The organism is Ralstonia sp. 1B3 (assembly GCF_036631435.1).
Genome location: NZ_JAPNUG010000032.1, coordinates 38,560 through 56,182, shown reverse-complemented (window position 1 = coordinate 56,182; position 17,623 = coordinate 38,560). Strand labels below are relative to the sequence as shown.

Here is a 17,623-nt window from a genome sequence, read left to right as displayed (position 1 = left end):
TGCCGCGGTGGCTGCGCACAGACGCAACCGCCCATAACAACATCGACATCAGGAGACAACGCACGATGCAGCGATTCATGCAGGGATTCGCGCGCGGCGCGCTTGCCACGGCCGCGCTTGCGGCGCTGGCCGGCTGCGCAAGCACAGGCAGCGGCTGGGCCACGCCTTCGGACACAGGCCTCTCGGCTGACATCAGCCGCACCCGCTTCGGCATTCCGCACGTCCGCGCCCACGACTACGCGAGCCTCGGCTTCGGCATGGCCTACGCCTATGCGCAGGACAACGTCTGCCTGCTGGCCGACCAGGTCGTCACTGTCAACGGCGAACGTTCGAAGACATTCGGGCCGGACGGCACGGTCGTGGTGTCGTTCAAGCCGGTGCCGAACACCCAAGCCGACGCCTTCTTCAAGGGCGCATTCGACGAGGCTGGCCTGCGCGCCGGCTATGCACAGATGTCGCCCGAAGCGCGTGAACTGCTGCGCGGCTACATCGCCGGCTACAACCGCTATCTGAAAGACACGCCCCCCGCCAACCGCCCGGCCGCCTGCCGCAATGCCGACTGGGTGCGCCCGCTCACGGTGGCCGACATGATGCTGATGGGCGAAGAAAGCCATTCAGGCGAGCGCGGGCGCCATGCTGCAAAGCATCGTCGCAGCGCAGCCGCCGGGGGCGCACCGGCATCGGCGGTCATTCCACCGCATGCCGTCGACACCGCCGCGCTCGACCGCGACCTGCAGCTGCGCGACATGCCCATCGGCTCCAACGGCTGGGCCTTCGGCAAGACGGCCACCGACAACGGCCGCGGTGTACTGCTCGGCAATCCGCACTTCCCGTGGACGACCACCAACCGCTTCTACCAGGTCCACCTGACCGTGCCCGGCAAGCTGGACGTGATGGGCGCCTCGATCGCCGCCTTCCCTGTCGTCAGCATCGGCTTCAACAAAGACGTGGCGTGGACGCATACCGTCTCCACCGGCCGCCGCTTCACGCTGTTCGAGCTGAAGCTGGCCGAAGGCGACCCGACCACCTACCTGATCGACGGCAAGCCGCACAAGATGACCACGCGCACCGTGGCCTTTGACGTGAAGCTGCCGGACGGTCGCATCGAGCGCCGCACGCACACCCTCTACAACACGGTGTACGGGCCGGTGCTGTCGATGCCCGCCGGTGGCATGCCGTGGACCTCGCAGAAGGCCTACACGCTGCGCGACGTCAATCGCAACAACACGCGCTCCATCGATACGTGGCTGCATATCGCGCAGGCCAAGGATGTGGCGGGTATCCGGCAGGCCATCGGCAATCTCGGCATTCCCTGGGTGAACACGATCGCCACCGACCGCAACGGCCGTGCGCTGTTTGCCGATGTGTCGACCACGCCGGACGTGTCGACCGAAGCGCTCAAGCGCTGCGCGCCGTCCCCGCTCGCAGACAAGCTCTTCAAGGGCGTGGGCCTCGTGCTGCTCGACGGTTCACGCAGCGCGTGCAACTGGCAGGTCGACCCCGCATCGCCGGTGCCGGGCCTGGTGGCGCCCGCGCGCATGCCCGTGCTGGAGCGCGATGACTACGTCGCCAACAGCAACGACAGCTCGTGGCTCACCAACCCGGCGCAGAAGCTGACTGGCTTCTCACCGGTGATGGGCTCGACCGACGTGCCGCAACGCCTGCGCACCCGCATCGGCATCATCGAAATCGAGCGTCGCCTCGCCGGGACAGATGGGCTGCCGGGTAACAAGGTGAACCTGTCGAACCTGCAGGCGATGATCTTCCGCAATGCCAACCTCGCCGGCCACCTCGTGCGCGACGATCTGCTGGCCGCCTGCAAAGCCACGGCAAACCTTGACGCCGACGTGCGCGACGGTTGCGCTGCCCTGGCGCAATGGAACCTCACAGACAACGTCGACGCGCGCGCCGCGCATGTGTTCCGCGAGTTCTGGATGCGCGCCAAGGACATCCCCAATGTCTACGCGGTCGACTTCAACCCGGCGGATCCTGTCTACACGCCGCGCAGCCTGCGCATGAGCGATCCCACCGTGCGCACGGCGATGTTCAAAGCCTTGAAGGATGCCGTGGGCGCCGTCCGCACCGCTGGCTTTGCGCTCGACGCACCGCTGGGTACGGTTCAGGCGGCACACGCACCGGGCGGCGACATCGCCCTGCACGGCGGCGAGGAGTATGAAGGCGTGCTCAACAAGCTGCAAAGCACGCCGATCGGGCCGAAGGGCTTGCAGGTGTATTTCGGCACGAGCTATATCCAGACCGTCACGTTCGACGATCAGGGCCCGGTGGCGGATGCGCTTCTGACCTACGGTGAATCGACCGACCCGGCCTCGCCGCATGCGTTCGACCAGATGCGCGAGTTTTCGGCCAAGCGCTGGAACCGGTTGCCGTTCTCGGAAGCCGCCATCGCCGCCGATCCGGCACTGAAGGTGACCAAGCTGTCGCAATAAAGTCCGTCACCACCAATGCAAACGCCCCGCTTGTGCGGGGCGTTTTGCTTGAACAACGGGCCGATGGCTCAGTCGCGGAAGTTGTTGAAATCCAGCGGCGTATCGCTCACGTCCTTGCGCAGCATGGCGATCACGCTTTGCAGGTCATCGCGCTTGGCGCCGGTCACGCGCACCGCATCGCCCTGGATGCTCGCCTGCACCTTGATCTTGCTGTCCTTGATCGTCTTGACGATCTTCTTGGCCAGGTCGCCCGAGACGCCCTTCTTGATCTTGACGACCTGCTTCATCTTGTCGCCGCCGATCTTTTGCTTGTCCTGGTAGTCCAGGAAGCGCACGTCGACGTTGCGCTTGGCAAGCTTGTTCATCAGCACGTCGTTGACCTGACCGATCTTGAAATCGTCGTCGGCAAACAGCGTGAGTTCCTGCTCCTTGTGCTCGACGCGGGAGTCGGAGCCCTTGAAGTCGAATCGCGTCGAAATTTCTTTGTTGGCCTGTTCCACGGCGTTCTTCACTTCCACCATGTTGGCTTCGCATACCACGTCAAACGACGGCATCGTGTTCTCCTTGCAGACTTGAATCGGGTTGCTGCGGCGTCTCTGTGCGGGGGCCGCGTGCGCCATGGCTTCTATAATCTCGGCTTTCCCAGCAGATTTGGCGCCATGGCGTTGCTCGACACGCATTATCCCCTAGGCCAGCACAACACGTTCCGTTTCGAGTCCACTGCGCGCTATGCCGCCCACGTTCGCACGCCGGACGACATTCCCGCCGCGCTGGCCGACGCGCGCGTGCAGGGCTTGCCGGTGCTGGTGCTGGGCGGTGGCAGCAATGTCGTGCTCACACGCGATTTCGAAGGCCTGGTGTTGCTGATGGAGATTCCGGGCATCGCCACCGGTCGAAGCATGGTCGATGGCCGCGCAGTCCACACCGTCACCGCAGGCGCCGGCGAATCGTGGCATGGCTTGGTCGCCCACACGGTGGCGCATGGCTTGCCTGGGCTGGAAAACCTCGCGCTGATTCCGGGCACGGTGGGCGCCGCGCCCATCCAGAACATTGGCGCGTACGGCGTCGAGATCAAGGACCGCTTCCATTCCCTGCGCGCCTACGACCGCCACGCCGGCGAATTCGTCACCCTCAACGCCACCGATTGCGCCTTCGGCTATCGCGACAGCCTCTTCAAGCGTGCCGGCGCCGATCGCTACGTCATCACCGAGGTCACCTTCGCCCTGCCGGCCGATTGGCAGCCCGACACGCATTACGCCGAACTCGCGCGCGAGCTGTCCGCGCAACACATCGCCAGCCCAACGGCGCAGGACATCTTCGATGCGGTGGTCGCCATCCGCCGCCGCAAGCTGCCCGACCCGGCCGAGATCGGCAACGCCGGCAGCTTCTTCAAGAACCCCATCGTCGATGCCGCCACGCGCGATGCCCTCGCCGAGCGTTTCCCGAATCTGGTCGGATATGTGCAACCCGACGGCACGTACAAGCTCGCCGCCGGCTGGTTGATCGATCAGTGCGGCTTCAAGGGCCGGCAGAGCGGCGCGGTGGGTGTACGAAAAACAGGCGCTGGTGCTGGTGCACCGTGGCGGCGGCAGCGCGGTCCAGTTGATGACGCTGGCGCGCGAAATCCAGGACGCGGTTCATGCACGCTTTGGCGTGCGCATCGAACCTGAGCCCGTCGTGGTGTAGACAGGCGGCCGGAGGGGCGCGCGGGGCATCTTGCGCCACATGCAGCGTGTCTGGATTCGCGCAGCCCCTGCCAGACGTACCCGCGGTCGATCCAATGGCCTAAAATGGCTGGTTTGACCCCACGATCTCCCTTTTCGCGTTCCATTTCATGACCACCGAAACCTTTGACGGCGTCCGCCTGACCACCAAGGCCAATGTGTACTTTGACGGAAAGTGCGTCAGCCACAGCTTTACCCTGCCCGACGGCACCAAGAAGTCCGTGGGCGTGGTGCTGCCGGCCACGCTGACCTTCGGCACGGCCGCGGCCGAGATCATGGAATGCGTGGGCGGCTCGTGCGAATACAAGCTCGACGGCACCGACGAGTGGAAGACGTCCGGCGCAGGCGAAAGCTTCCAGGTTCCGGCCAACTCGAAGTTCGACATTCGGGTGACCGAGGCCTACCACTACATCTGCCACTACGCCTGAACCTGTTCAGGATCCTACTGCGCGGCTCGATCTTGACCTTGTGATGCTCGCCGTACCCGTGTACGGCTGCGCTTCTCAGGCCAACCTCGAACCGCTCGCTACGGATTCTGAACAGGTTCACAGAACTGAAAGACTGAAGAGACACACCATGGAAACCATCCTGCAACACGTTCCCGTCGGCCAGAAGGTCGGCATTGCCTTCTCGGGCGGTCTCGATACCAGCGCTGCGCTGCGCTGGATGAAGAACAAGGGCGCGCTGCCCTATGCCTACACCGCCAATCTCGGCCAGCCCGACGAGGAAGACTACGATGCCATCCCGCGCAAGGCGATGGAGTACGGTGCAGAGAAGGCCCGCCTGATCGACTGCCGCCCGCAGCTGGCCAATGAAGGGATTGCCGCTATCCAATCCGGCGCGTTCCACATCAGCACTGGCGGCATTACGTACTTCAACACCACGCCGCTGGGCCGCGCCGTGACCGGCACCATGCTGGTCGCCGCCATGAAGGAAGACGACGTCAACATCTGGGGCGACGGCTCGACCTTCAAGGGCAACGACATCGAGCGCTTCTACCGCTACGGCCTGCTGACCAACCCGGCACTGAAGATCTACAAGCCCTGGCTGGACCAGGCCTTCATCGACGAACTCGGCGGCCGCGCTGAAATGTCGGCGTTCATGACCAAGGAAGGTTTCGGCTACAAGATGAGCGCCGAGAAGGCCTACTCGACGGACAGCAACATGCTTGGCGCTACGCACGAAGCCAAGGATCTGGAGCACCTGAACAGCGGCATCCGCATCGTCAACCCGATCATGGGCGTGGCGTTCTGGAAGCCGGAAGTCGAGGTCAAGGCGGAAGAAGTATCGGTCACGTTCGACGAAGGCCGCCCAGTCGCCGTCAACGGCCGCGAAATCGCCGACCCGGTGGAGATGTTCCTGGAGCTGAACCGCATCGGCGGCCGTCACGGCCTGGGCATGAGCGACCAGATCGAGAACCGCATCATCGAAGCCAAGAGCCGCGGCATCTACGAAGCCCCGGGGATGGCGCTGCTGCACATCGCCTACGAGCGCCTGGTGACCGGCATCCACAACGAAGACACCATCGAGCAGTACCGCATCAACGGTCTGCGCCTGGGCCGTCTGCTGTACCAAGGCCGCTGGTTCGACCCGCAAGCCATCATGCTGCGCGAAACCGCCCAGCGCTGGGTGGCCCGCGCCGTGACCGGCACCGTCACGCTGGAGCTGCGCCGCGGCAACGACTACTCGATTCTGAACACCGAGTCGCCCAACCTGACCTACGCGCCGGAGCGTCTGTCGATGGAGAAGGTCGAAGACGCGCCGTTCAGCCCGGCCGACCGTATCGGCCAACTGACCATGCGCAACCTCGACCTGATGGACACGCGCGACAAGCTGGCCATCTATTCGAAGGCCGGCTTGCTGTCGCTGGGCACCGCCAACGCGCTGCCCCAACTCGACGGCGGCAAGAAGTAACTGCCTGCCGCATCAAGGCAAAAAGGCCGCTCCGACGTCAATCGAGCGGCCTTTTATGCCTGCAGATTGGGGCGGCTGCGCGCTCAATAACGACCGCAGAGCAGGTATTCCATCAGCGCCTTCTGCACGTGCAGGCGGTTTTCCGCCTCGTCCCACACGACGCTCTGCTTGCCGTCGATGACGGCCGCTTCGACTTCCTCGCCGCGGTGCGCGGGCAGGCAGTGCATGAACAGCGCATCGGGTTGCGCGCGCTGCATCATCGCCTCGGTGACCATCCAGTCGCCAAAGGCCTTCTTGCGCGCTTCGTTCTCGGCTTCGTAGCCCATGCTGGTCCACACATCGGTGGTCACCAGATGCGCGCCGTCGCAGGCCTGGAGCGGGCTTTCGAATACATGGACGAACGGCAAAGCGGAATCGGCCACCATGGCCGGATCCAGCTGATAGCCCTTCGGCGCAGAAAAATGGAAGCGGAAACCGAGAATCTCGGCCGCCTGGATCCACGTGTAGGCCATGTTGTTGGCATCGCCCACCCAGGTGACCGTCTTGCCCTTGATCGGGCCGCGGTGCTCGATGAAGGTGAAGATGTCGGCCAGCACCTGACACGGGTGGTATTCGTTGGTCAGCCCATTGATGACCGGCACGCGCGAATGCGCGGCAAAGCGCTCGATGATCTCCTGCCCGAACGTGCGGATCATGATGATGTCGGTCATGCGGGAGATGACCTGCGCCGCGTCTTCGATCGGCTCACCGCGTCCCAGCTGGGAATCACGCGTGTTGAGGAAGACCGCGTGGCCGCCGAGCTGGTGAATGCCAGCTTCGAACGACAGGCGCGTACGCGTGGAATTCTTCTCGAAGATCATGGCCAGCGTGCGGTCGTGCAGCGGGTGCCACGTCTCGTAGTTCTTGAACTTGGCCTTGAGGATCGCGGAACGGTCCAGCAGGTATTCGTACTCTTCCAGCGAAAAGTCCTTGAACTGCAGGTAGTGCTTGATCGAGCTTGGTGGGTTCATAAAACAACGAAGGCGGCCTGCAGATGACGCACCGGGAACATCCCGTAGCACGTCGCCCTAGCCGCCTTGCCTGTTGAAGATTCAGCCCATCATACGGGATCGCCACCGGTTTGGCGAGTTTCGTGCCCGCGCGCGCCCGCTACCATAAAGGCCTGGCTGAAAGGCCGATGAAAGTCTTATATAAGATATAATACTGGCTGCCTCGGATGCCCCAACCGTCCGCACACCGGTACGACAAACCGGTCTGTCCGCTTCACGAATCGGCAACCAGGCAGGCGCATCATCCGCACCACAAGTGCACCCCGTTCGAACGTTGCGGCACCCGCACGGTCGAAGTCGTTTGCAAATCTCCACAGCCCCACGCAGTCCATGGCAGCCAACCCTCGCCAATTCTTTATCCAGGGCGTCACCCGCGACGGAAAAACGTTCCGCCCGAGCGACTGGGCCGACCGGCTGTGCGGTGTGATGGCGCAGTTCCGCCCTGCCGGCGATTCCGGAGATCCCCGCTTCACCTATTCCCCGTATGTGCGCCCCGTCATGTCGGGCGGCATCCGCAGCGTGTTCGTCGACGAGCGCCTGCGCGACATCGAACCCAAGGCGCTGGATTTCGTGCTGAACTTCGCGCACGACAACAATCTCCAGCTCGTAGAAGCCTGCATCCTGCCGGAAGGCGGCGCTGCAGCGAAAGCCTGATACCCCAAGAACGCCTCCACGCAACGCCGTGCACGGTGCAGGCGCACAGAATGCAAAAAGCCCGTCCGAAGACGGGCTTTTTATCGTCGGAGCGCGACGTTGCGTGTCGCGCCATGCCGGCTAGGCCGGCATCACCCGAACTTAGGCAGCCATTGCCTTGATGGCAGCGGACAGACGCGACTTGGCGCGTGCAGCCTTGTTCTTGTGAACGATCTTCTTGTCAGCGATGCTGTCGATCGTGCTTTGGGCGGTCTTGAATGCAGCAGCAGCGGCAGTCTTGTCGCCAGCAGCCACAGCCTTGCGGACGCCCTTGATTGCGGTACGCAGACGCGAGCGCAGAGCCGAGTTGTGAGCGTTTTGAACGACGGCTTGGCGTGCGCGCTTGCGTGCTTGTGCGGTGTTTGCCATGGAAAAATCCCTGAAGAAACGGTAGCAAGCGCCCCGGGAGACACGGAAGGCCGAAGCGCGCAAATTGGTGAAAGACGGCAATTATACGCAGACTTCCGCCTTCAACGCAAACCCTGTTGTGAAATCGCCCGGATAGCCGCAGTTTGCGACTTTTGCGGCACTTTTGGGCGCGTGGCGAGCCGGTCCCTATAATACGGCCGCAATTGTGCCTTCCGGTCACGTTCGTCACGCCGGGCGCGAACCCCGCATGGCGCCGTCGGTCAGACCGCCATCGCCGTGTTTGCCTCTCAGGCGGCGCCCAACCACGCATTCATCTTGAATCTCCTCAAAACCCTCGCCACGATCAGCGGCCTGACGATGCTCTCGCGCATCACGGGGCTCGTTCGCGAGACGCTGATCGCCCGCGCCTTCGGCGCCTCGGTCTACACCGACGCCTTCAACGTCGCCTTCCGCATTCCCAACCTGCTGCGTCGGCTGTCCGCCGAGGGCGCGTTCTCGCAAGCGTTCGTGCCGATCCTGGGGAATTCAAGAACCGCCAGGGCGAAGCCGAAACACGCGCGCTGGTCGACTCCGTGGCCACGGTGATGACGTGGTTCCTGGTGATCATCTCGGCGTTGGGCGTGATTGGCGCGCCATTGATCGTCACCGCGGTCGCCACCGGCTTCAAGGAGCACGAGAGCCAGGCGTACATCTCGGCGATCTTCATGACGCGCGTGATGTTTCCGTACATCGGGCTGGTGTCGTTGGTCGCGCTGGCGTCGGGCATTCTGAATACGTGGCGGCAGTTCGCGGTGCCGGCGTTCACGCCGGTGCTGCTGAACCTGTCGTTCATCGTGGCAGCGGTGTTTGTGGCGCCGCACCTTGAGACGCCGATCTACGCCCAGGCCTACGCGGTGATGGTGGGCGGCATCCTGCAGCTCGCCATTCAGATCCCGTCGCTGCGCAACGTCGGGATGCTGCCGCGCGTGTCGTTCAACGTGCGGGCGGCGTGGCATCACCCGGGCGTGCGGCGCGTGCTCAAGCAGATGTTGCCGGCAACGCTATCGGTGTCCGTCGCGCAGATCAGCCTGATCATCAACACCAACATTGCGTCGCGCCTGCCCACGGGCAGCGTGTCGTGGCTGAACTACGCAGACCGGCTGATGGAATTCCCGACCGCGCTGCTGGGCGTGGCGCTCGGGACGATCCTGCTGCCCAGCCTGTCGAAGGCCAGCGCCGAGAACAACCGTGAAGAGTACTCATCGCTGCTCGACTGGGGCCTGCGGCTCACCGTGCTGCTGGCGGTGCCGTCTGCGGTGGGGCTGTTCGTGTTTGGCGCACCGCTCACGGCCACGCTATTCCACTACGGCAAATTCACCGGCATGGACGTCGAGATGACGCGCCAGGCGCTGACGTCGTACGGCGTGGGCCTGATCGGACTGATCGTCATCAAGATCCTGGCGCCCGGCTTCTATGCGCGGCAGGACATTCGCACGCCGGTGAAGATTGCGCTGGTGGTGCTGGTGGCGACGCAGTTGTCCAACTATGTCTTCGTGCCGATCTTCGGGCACGCGGGGCTGGCGCTGTCGATCAGCTTTGGCGCGACTATCAATGCGGCGCTGCTGTTCTTCGGCCTGCGCCGACGCGGTTATTACCATCCGCTGCCGGGCTGGGGGCTGTTCATCGCGCAGGTGATGGCGGCGGTATTGCTGCTGGCCGGGGCGCTGCTATGGCTCGCCCACAATTTCGATTGGGTGGGACTGGGCGCCAAGCCGCTTGTGCGCATCGCGCTGCTCGGGGCAAGCCTGGTCCTGTGCGCGGTGGTCTATTTCGGTACACTGTGGCTCACCGGATTGAAGTTCTCCACGTTCCGAAAAAAGGCCATCTGATGACCACTAAAGTCCTCGATTATTTTTCGGCCCTGGTCGCGGACGACGACAGCATCCCTCTCACAGAAACCGCCCTGTCGATTGCGCAGGACGCGTATCCGGATCTGGACCTGCAAGCCGAGCTGGCCGCCATTGACGTGCTCGTCGCGCGGATCAAGAACCGCATCGCCGACGGCACGCCGGCCATCCAGCGCCTGCGCCTGCTCAATCAGTTCTTCTATCGCGAGCTGGGCTTCGGGCCCAATGCAAACGATTACTACGATCCCGAGAACTCCTATCTGAATGCCGTGCTGCAAAGCCGGCGCGGCATTCCGATCTCGTTGGCGGTGCTGCTGATGGAGATCGGCCAGCAGATCGGCCTGCCGCTCAAGGGCGTGTCTTTCCCCAACCACTTCCTGGTGCGCATGAGCATTCCTGCGGGCGAGGTGGTGCTCGATCCGCTGACGGGGCAGACGCTATCGAAGGAAGAGTTGCAGGACATGCTCGACCCGTACCTGGAAAAGGAAGGCATCGAAGATCCGAACACGGTGCCGCTCGGGGTGTTCCTGCAAGTGGCCACGCACCGCGAGATCATCGCGCGCATGCTGCGCAATCTGAAAGCGATCTACCTGCAGGAATCGCGCTGGCAGCGCCTGCTGGCGGTGCAGCAGCGGCTGGTGATTTTGCTGCCCGATTCAATCGAGGAAGTGCGCGACCGGGGGTTGGCCTACGCCAACCTGGAGTGCTTCCGGCCCGCGCTGGAAGACCTGGAAGCGTACGTCGATGCCCGGCCGGACGCAGCCGACACGGCCAAGCTCAAGGAGCGCATGCCGACGCTGCGCGCCATGAGCAAGCACTTGAATTGACGCCTACTTCGGCGCCACGCCGCGACGGCGCTTGAGCAGCTTCCACAGCCCGCCCAGCGCCAGCGGCACGATCGCCGCGCCCAGGCCGATCAGCACGATCGTGTTCAGGTGATCACGAATCACGGGCACATTACCGAAGGCCTCGCCCGACAGCACCAGGATCGCGACCCACAGCACGGCGCCGATCATGTTGAAGAGCTGGAACTTCGCGAACGTCATCTTCGACACGCCCGCGACAAACGGCGCGAACGTGCGCACCACCGGGATGAAGCGCGCCATCACCAGCGTCTTGCCGCCGTGGCGCTCATAGAAGCCGTGGGTCTTCATCAGCGCTTCGTGATCGAGGAAGCGGATGTGACCGTCGAATACCTTGGGACCGATCCAGGAGCCGACGAAATAGTTGACGGTGTTGCCCGTCGTCGCAGCAATCACCAGCAGCACGATGAGCAGCCAGGCGTCCATCTGGCCCGTGGCACACATGGCGCCAGCAATGAACAGCAGCGTGTCGCCCGGCAGAAAAGGCAGCACCACGAGGCCGGTTTCGGCAAACACGATGGCGAACAGCAGCACGTAGACCCACGCGCCGTATTGCTGAATCAGCAAGCCCAACGACTTGTCGACATGCAACACGATGTCGACCAATTGCATCACGATATCCAAACCTTCCCCCTGAACGAGCGGGAAATGATACCGGATGTGACTTAGATTTCCCCTTGCCCTTGGCGGGGCTTGCTGCAGTGCGCCGCACAGGGCGTGACATTTATAATGCCGCGATGACTTCCGCCTCGACTTCCCGCCGCCCCATCCGCCCCCTTCCCGACCAGCTGATCAGCCAGATCGCGGCCGGCGAGGTGGTCGAACGGCCTGCGTCCGTGGTCAAGGAGCTGCTGGAAAACGCGCTGGATGCCGGCGCCACGCAGCTGCAGATCAAGCTGGAGGAAGGCGGCGTGCGGCGCATTGCCATTACCGACAACGGCGGCGGCATTCCGGCCGACGAACTGCCCGTCGCGCTGATGCGGCATGCGACGAGCAAGATCGGCTCGCTGGAAGAGCTGGAATCGGTGGCGACGCTCGGCTTCCGGGGCGAGGCGCTGGCCTCGATTGCCTCGGTGGCCGAATTGACGCTCACGTCGCGCACGGCCAACGATGCCCACGCCACGCAGATCATTGCGCAAACGGGGCGAGCGCAGCCCGCCTCGGGCGGCGTCGGCACCACGGTCGATGTCCAGCATCTGTACTTCAACACGCCGGCGCGCCGCAAATTCCTGAAGACCGAGCAGACCGAGCTGGGCCACTGCATGGAGGTGATCCGCCGCACCGCGCTGGCGCGGCCCGACGTGGCCATCTCCGTGCATCACAACGGCAAGCCGCTGGAACATTGGAACGCCACGCAGGCGGATTCCCGATCGGCGGCTGTGCTCGGCACCGAATTCGCCCGCGCGCGCCTGCCGTTCGAAGAATCCGCCGGCGAGCTGCGCCTGTTCGGCTTTGCCGGCCTGCCGACCGCGTCGCGCGGCCGGGCCGATCATCAGTTCTTCTACGTCAACGGCCGCTTCGTGCGCGATCGCCTGCTCACGCACGCCGTGCGCAGCGCCTATGAAGATGTGCTGCACGGCGACCGCTTCCCCGCCTACGTGCTGTGCCTCGAGTTGCCGCCCGAAGCGGTGGACGTCAACGTGCATCCGTCCAAGATCGAGGTGCGCTTCCGCGACAGCCGCGCGGTGCACCAGTTCGTCTATCACGCGGTGCAACGCGCCCTGTCCCGCCACGCCGGCGAACAGGGCGACAGCCTGCGCACCGACATCGCCGATGCGCCGGAGGTTGCGGGCGTCACGACGGCGCCCTCGCCCGCCGACAACACCACGCGCTGGATCAACCAGATGGCCGCGCGGCAGACGTCGCTCGGCATTGCGCAGCCGCGTGCGGAATACCTGTCGATGATGCGCGGCGATAGCGCGCCCATGCCGTCGAGCCGCCCGGCCTGGATGACCGATGTGGCGAGCGCCGCGACGTTGTTCGACGGCGGTACCGCAACTGCGCAAGCGCCTGTCGCCGTTGCGGAGCCGGCCGCTGTGCAGCACGCCGATGACGATGGCGACGATGCGCACCCGCTCGGCTTTGCCGTCGCTCAGTTGCACGGCATCTACGTGCTGGCGCAGAACACGCGCGGCATGGTGCTCGTCGACATGCATGCCGCACACGAACGCATCCTCTACGAACAGCTCAAGACCGCGCTGGAAGCCAGGCGCGTGGAAGTGCAGCCGCTGCTGATTCCGGTGACGTTTGCCGCGAGCCCGGTAGAGATCGGCACCGCAGAGGAGTTCCGCGACACGCTCACGCTCCTCGGCTTCGACATCTCCGCCGTGTCGCCGACCACGCTGGCCGTGCGATCGGTGCCCACGCTGCTGCAGAAGGCCGATGCGCAGGCGTTGGCCCGCGACGTGCTCCGCGATCTGCAGGCCTACGGTGGCTCGCGCGTGCTGGCCGAACGTCAGAACGAACTGCTGGCCACGCTGGCGTGCCACTCCGCCGTGCGTGCCAACCGCAGGTTGAATCTCGATGAGATGAACGCGCTGCTGCGCCAGATGGAAGCCACCGAACGCGCCGACCAATGCAACCACGGTCGCCCGACGTGGATCCAGCTCACCGTGGCTGACCTGGATCGCCTCTTCCTGCGTGGCCAGTAAGTTCCGATGACTGCGTCCGCTGCAAGCGCCCCGCGCGCGATTTGCCTGCTGGGCCCGACCGCGTCTGGCAAGACCGCCGCGGCATTGAAGCTGGCCGAGCGCTGGCCGGTCGAGATCATCAGCATGGATTCCGCGCTGGTGTATCGCGGCATGGACATCGGCACCGCCAAGCCCAGCGCCGAAGAACAAGCCATCGCGCCGCATCACCTGATCGACATCATCGATCCGCTCGATGCGTATTCCGCCGCGCAGTTTGCCAACGATGCGAATGCGCTGATCGATGCCATCCGCGCGCGCGGCCGGCTACCGCTGATCGTCGGCGGCACGATGCTGTATTACAAGGCGCTCACGCAAGGGCTCTCCGATTTGCCCGGCGCCGATCCCGCCATCCGCGCGGAGATCGATGCCGAAGCCGCCCGCGATGGCTGGCCGGCGTTGCACGCCAAACTGGCGCAGGTCGATCCGGTGACGGCCGCGCGACTGCACGCAACCGACGCGCAGCGCATCCAGCGCGCGTTGGAGCTGTATCGGCTGACAGGCCAGCCGATGTCTGCCCTGCTCGCACGCGAGGTCGGCGCAAATGCATTCCAGCAACACGATGCGGCTGCGCCGTATCGACGATTGCGCTGGAACCGTCCGACCGCCTCGTGCTGCATGCGCGCATCGCACAGCGCTTTGACGCGATGCTCGCCGGCGGCCTGCTCGACGAGGTGGAGGCCTTGCGCCGCCGCGGCGATCTTTCGCCCACGCTGCCGTCCATCCGCTGCGTCGGTTATCGCCAGGCGTGGGCTTATCTGGACGGCGAAATCGACATGGCGGCTCTGCGCGAACAAGGCATCGCCGCCACGCGCCAGCTCTGCAAGCGCCAGATCACGTGGCTGCGCAGCACGCCGGAGCGGCACGTGGTCGACTGCCTCGCGCCCGATTACGTCGACCAGGTTGCGCGCCTGGTCCAAACCTCACTGGAACCACGATGACAATGACCGCCACCACAGCGAGCAGCTTCACGCTGCGCCCTGCCACGCCGGACGACTGCGCCTCGCTCGTTCGCCTGATCTCTGCGCTGGCCGAGTACGAAAAGCTCACGCACCTGGTGCAGACCACGCCTGAAGCGCTGGCGACGATGCTGTTCGGGCCACGCCCGTATTGCGAAGCGGTGCTGGCGGAAGTCGACGGCCGGGCCGTGGGCTTTGCGCTGTTCTTCCACAACTTCTCGACCTTCCTGTGCAAGCCGGGCCTGTATCTGGAAGACCTGTTCGTGGAACCCGAATACCGCGGCCTGGGCATCGGCAAGGCACTCCTGATCCACCTGGCGCGCCTGGCGCGGGAGCGAGACTGCGGCCGCTTCGAATGGAGCGTGCTGGACTGGAATGCGCCGTCCATCGCCTTCTACGAAGCCATGGGCGCCGATGTGCTGCCCGAGTGGCGCATCTGCCGCGCCACCGGCGATGCGTTGACCAAGCTGGCCGCCACCACCATGCCCGCCAGCCTGGCCGCAGCCGCCTGAATTTGACCGCAAGCTCCGGAGTGCCGCGCGCACTCCAGCGAGCGTAGGCTTGGCATATCGAATCTCCGAAAGGAGCGCATATGCCGCCTTCCACGGCCGGCGCACATATCAGCGCGGGGCACCGTCCCGATCTAGAAGGCATCGACTGGCTCGCCGTTGAAGACGCGCTCAACGATGCCGGCAGCGCCGTATTGCCGAGCCTGCTGGACAACGATGCCTGTGACGCCCTGACCGCGCTGTACCCGCAGGACCGCCTATACCGCTCACGCGTGGTGATGGAGCGTCATGGCTTCGGGCGCGGCGAATACCAGTATTTCGCGTATCCGCTGCCGGACCTCATCGCACAGTTGCGCTCCTCGCTCTACCCGCCGCTGGCGACCATCGCCAACCGCTGGAACCAAGCCATGGATATCGACGCGCGCTATCCAGCTAAACACGCCGATTTTCTACGCCGCTGCCACGAAGCCGGCCAGCTGCGTCCGACGCCGCTGATCCTGCGATACGGCCCTGGCGACTACAACTGCCTGCATCAGGACCTCTACGGTGAACACGTCTTCCCGCTGCAGGTCGCCATCCTGTTGTCGGAACCGGGCGTCGATTTCAGCGGCGGCGAGTTCGTCATGACGGAGCAGCGCCCGCGGATGCAGTCGCGGCCCGAGGTGGTGCCATTGCGCAAAGGCGATGCGGTGGTCTTTGCAGTACACCATCGCCCCGTGCAAGGCACGCGCGGCACGTACCGCGTAAACATGCGCCACGGCGTGAGCCGCCTGCGCTCCGGCCAGCGGCATACTGTTGGCATCATCTTCCACGACGCGCTGTAGCGACCACACCATGACCACCGGCGATCTGTTTGCCGATCGCGCACCCGCCGATGACGCCCGCATTGCGCTCGGCGAGGCGGCGTTCGTACTGCGTGGTTTTGCGCTGGCGGATGCACCGGCCCTGCTCGCAGCGGTCGACGCCATCGCGCAGCAGGCAGCGTTTCGCCACATGGTCACACCGGGCGGTTTTGAGATGTCGGTCGCGCTCACCAACAGCGGCACGCTGGGCTGGACTTCAGACCGCCGCGGCTACCGCTACGCCACGCACGACCCGCTCACGGGAGCCGCGTGGCCACCGCTGCCCGACGTGTTCCTGCGCCTTGCGCGCAACGCCGCCGCAGCGGCCGGCTTCCCGGGCTTCACGCCCGACGCCTGCCTCATCAACCGCTATGTGCCCGGCGCACGCCTGTCGCTGCATCAGGACAAGGACGAGCAGGATTACGGCGCGCCGATCGTCTCCGTGTCGCTCGGCATGCCGGCCGTCTTTCTGTTTGGCGGACATCGCCGCGCCGACAAGACGCAGCGCATCCCCCTTTTTCACGGCGATGTCGTCGTCTGGGGCGGGCCGGATCGCCTGCGCTATCACGGCGTTGCGCCGCTCAAAGACCACCCGCATGCGCTGCTTGGTAGCCAGCGCATCAACCTCACGTTCCGCAAGGCCGGCTGACCGGCAAATTACCGCATGACCATCGCCGCAGACCTGTCCGATACGGCCTACCGACAAGCCGAAGCCTTCCTTGCCACGCTGGACGAAGACTGGGCCCGCCATATCGCAGCGATCGGACCGTGCCGCCACGCCGCCAAGCCTGCGCGCGAACCTTATGAAGCGCTGATCCGCGCGATCGCCTATCAGCAGTTGCACGCCAAGGCCGGCGACGCCATCCTGGGACGTTTCCTCGCGCTGTATCCGGCAGCGGCTTTTCCTGCACCGCAGCAAGTGCTGGCCACCGACGAGGCGGCGCTGCGCGCCTGCGGCTTCTCGGCGACCAAACTGGCGACCATTCGCGGCATCGCACAAGCCGCGCTCGACGGCGTCGTCCCGACGCGTGAACAGGCGCGCGCCATGCCGGACGAAACGCTCATCGAACGTCTGGTGACATTGCGCGGAGTCGGCCGGTGGACGGTCGAAATGCTGCTGATCTACACGCTGGAGCGCTCCGACATCCTGCCCGCAGATGACTTCGGCGTGCGTGATGGCTACCGCCGCCTGAAGCGGCTCGACAGCACGCCCACGCGCAAGCAGATGGAAAAACTCGGCGTTGCATGGAGCCCATATCGGACCGTCGCGGCCTGGTATTTATGGCGCGTGCCCGTCAATGTTTCACGCGCGTGAATCGGGCAAATCTTGCGCTAGATCACGCCCCACCGACATATCGGTTGCGCGATAGCGGGCACGCCGGGATCATGCGAAAACCTTGAATTCCCGTGCGACGTTCGCTTTACTGGAAAATGTTCGCGCGCCATTGCGCCGCCCTCATTGGTCGAGTCATCGTGGAACAGCCCCAAAACGTCGACGCGCAACGTAAATCCGAAGAACTGCGGAGCTTCCTGTTTCTGACAGCGGTGATGGTGCCGGTTCTTTCCGTACTTATCGTGTCCGGATACGGCTTTATCGTCTGGGCAACGCAATTACTGAGCGGTCCGCCAACGCATTGATTTAACGCCCCGGGGGGTCCGAGGGCGAGTCGGTCATATGTTC

General features: G+C 64.6%; 15 protein-coding genes and 3 pseudogenes. 14 read left to right on the top strand and 4 right to left on the bottom strand.

The window, feature by feature from the left end:
* The first annotated feature begins 77 nt into the window (after positions 1-77).
* Entirely contained in the window at positions 78-2,447 is a 2,370-nt protein-coding gene (locus tag OWR21_RS09515; RefSeq protein ID WP_332395076.1) for an acylase, read from the top strand.
* Between the two features lie 68 nt (positions 2,448-2,515).
* Here OWR21_RS09515 and OWR21_RS09510 read toward each other — a convergent pair whose 3' ends face one another.
* On the bottom strand, positions 2,516-3,001 hold the full coding sequence (locus tag OWR21_RS09510; protein ID WP_009241389.1) for a YajQ family cyclic di-GMP-binding protein: 486 nt from the start codon (positions 2,999-3,001) through the stop codon (positions 2,516-2,518).
* Positions 3,002-3,106: 105 nt separating this feature from the next.
* Here OWR21_RS09510 and murB point away from each other — a divergent pair.
* The 3 genes and pseudogenes from murB to argG form a co-directional block, all read left to right on the top strand.
* Positions 3,107-4,070 (top strand): annotated as a pseudogene (murB, locus tag OWR21_RS09505) (UDP-N-acetylmuramate dehydrogenase); the annotation flags it as partial.
* Positions 4,071-4,281: 211 nt separating this feature from the next.
* On the top strand, positions 4,282-4,599 hold the full coding sequence (gene ppnP, locus OWR21_RS09500) for a pyrimidine/purine nucleoside phosphorylase (protein ID WP_027680653.1): 318 nt from the start codon (positions 4,282-4,284) through the stop codon (positions 4,597-4,599).
* A gap of 148 nt (positions 4,600-4,747) precedes the next feature.
* The gene (argG, locus tag OWR21_RS09495) at positions 4,748-6,085 is read left to right on the top strand and encodes an argininosuccinate synthase (protein WP_012762767.1); all 1,338 of its coding nucleotides are present in this window, start codon (positions 4,748-4,750) and stop codon (positions 6,083-6,085) included.
* 83 nt (positions 6,086-6,168) lie between these two features.
* Here argG and argF read toward each other — a convergent pair whose 3' ends face one another.
* Positions 6,169-7,095, bottom strand: coding sequence for an ornithine carbamoyltransferase (gene argF / locus OWR21_RS09490; protein WP_332395075.1), 927 nt, complete (start codon positions 7,093-7,095; stop codon positions 6,169-6,171).
* 369 nt (positions 7,096-7,464) lie between these two features.
* On the opposite strand from argF, the gene OWR21_RS09485 reads away from it, so the two are divergent.
* Entirely contained in the window at positions 7,465-7,788 is a 324-nt protein-coding gene (locus tag OWR21_RS09485; RefSeq protein ID WP_027680651.1) for a DUF3579 domain-containing protein, read from the top strand.
* 141 nt (positions 7,789-7,929) lie between these two features.
* Here OWR21_RS09485 and rpsT read toward each other — a convergent pair whose 3' ends face one another.
* A complete protein-coding gene (gene rpsT / locus OWR21_RS09480; protein WP_004631753.1) occupies positions 7,930-8,196 on the bottom strand; it encodes a 30S ribosomal protein S20 in 267 nt (88 codons plus the stop codon).
* 315 nt (positions 8,197-8,511) lie between these two features.
* Between rpsT and murJ the strand changes: the two are divergent.
* Together murJ and OWR21_RS09470 are read left to right on the top strand one after the other, a co-directional pair.
* Positions 8,512-10,064: pseudogene (murJ, locus tag OWR21_RS09475) on the top strand (murein biosynthesis integral membrane protein MurJ).
* Positions 10,064-10,909, top strand: a complete 846-nt coding sequence (locus OWR21_RS09470) for a SirB1 family protein (protein ID WP_027680649.1) — start codon at positions 10,064-10,066, stop codon at positions 10,907-10,909. The pseudogene murJ and the gene OWR21_RS09470 overlap by 1 nt, the downstream one beginning before the upstream one ends.
* 3 nt (positions 10,910-10,912) lie before the next feature.
* On the opposite strand, the gene OWR21_RS09465 is transcribed toward OWR21_RS09470, so the two are convergent.
* The gene (locus OWR21_RS09465; RefSeq protein WP_037027145.1) at positions 10,913-11,557 is read right to left on the bottom strand and encodes a VTT domain-containing protein; all 645 of its coding nucleotides are present in this window, start codon (positions 11,555-11,557) and stop codon (positions 10,913-10,915) included.
* Positions 11,558-11,682: 125 nt separating this feature from the next.
* On the opposite strand from OWR21_RS09465, the gene mutL reads away from it, so the two are divergent.
* The 7 genes and pseudogenes from mutL (at position 11,683) to napE (ending at position 17,580) form a co-directional block, all read left to right on the top strand.
* On the top strand, positions 11,683-13,596 hold the full coding sequence (gene mutL / locus OWR21_RS09460; protein ID WP_332395074.1) for a DNA mismatch repair endonuclease MutL: 1,914 nt from the start codon (positions 11,683-11,685) through the stop codon (positions 13,594-13,596).
* A 6-nt stretch (positions 13,597-13,602) separates the two neighbouring features.
* A pseudogene (gene miaA / locus OWR21_RS09455) lies at positions 13,603-14,573 on the top strand (tRNA (adenosine(37)-N6)-dimethylallyltransferase MiaA).
* 2 nt (positions 14,574-14,575) lie between these two features.
* Positions 14,576-15,103 (top strand): GNAT family N-acetyltransferase, encoded by a 528-nt coding sequence (locus tag OWR21_RS09450; RefSeq protein WP_332395099.1) that lies wholly within the window; start codon positions 14,576-14,578, stop codon positions 15,101-15,103.
* Between the two features lie 80 nt (positions 15,104-15,183).
* On the top strand, positions 15,184-15,924 hold the full coding sequence (locus tag OWR21_RS09445; protein WP_332395073.1) for a 2OG-Fe(II) oxygenase: 741 nt from the start codon (positions 15,184-15,186) through the stop codon (positions 15,922-15,924).
* 10 nt (positions 15,925-15,934) lie between these two features.
* Entirely contained in the window at positions 15,935-16,591 is a 657-nt protein-coding gene (alkB, locus tag OWR21_RS09440; RefSeq protein ID WP_332395072.1) for a DNA oxidative demethylase AlkB, read from the top strand.
* Between the two features lie 15 nt (positions 16,592-16,606).
* Positions 16,607-17,257, top strand: coding sequence for a DNA-3-methyladenine glycosylase family protein (locus OWR21_RS09435; protein ID WP_147213405.1), 651 nt, complete (start codon positions 16,607-16,609; stop codon positions 17,255-17,257).
* Positions 17,258-17,415: 158 nt separating this feature from the next.
* Positions 17,416-17,580: a periplasmic nitrate reductase, NapE protein gene (gene napE, locus OWR21_RS09430; protein ID WP_442968613.1), complete on the top strand. Its 165-nt coding sequence runs from the start codon at positions 17,416-17,418 to the stop codon at positions 17,578-17,580.
* Positions 17,581-17,623 lie beyond the last annotated feature (43 nt).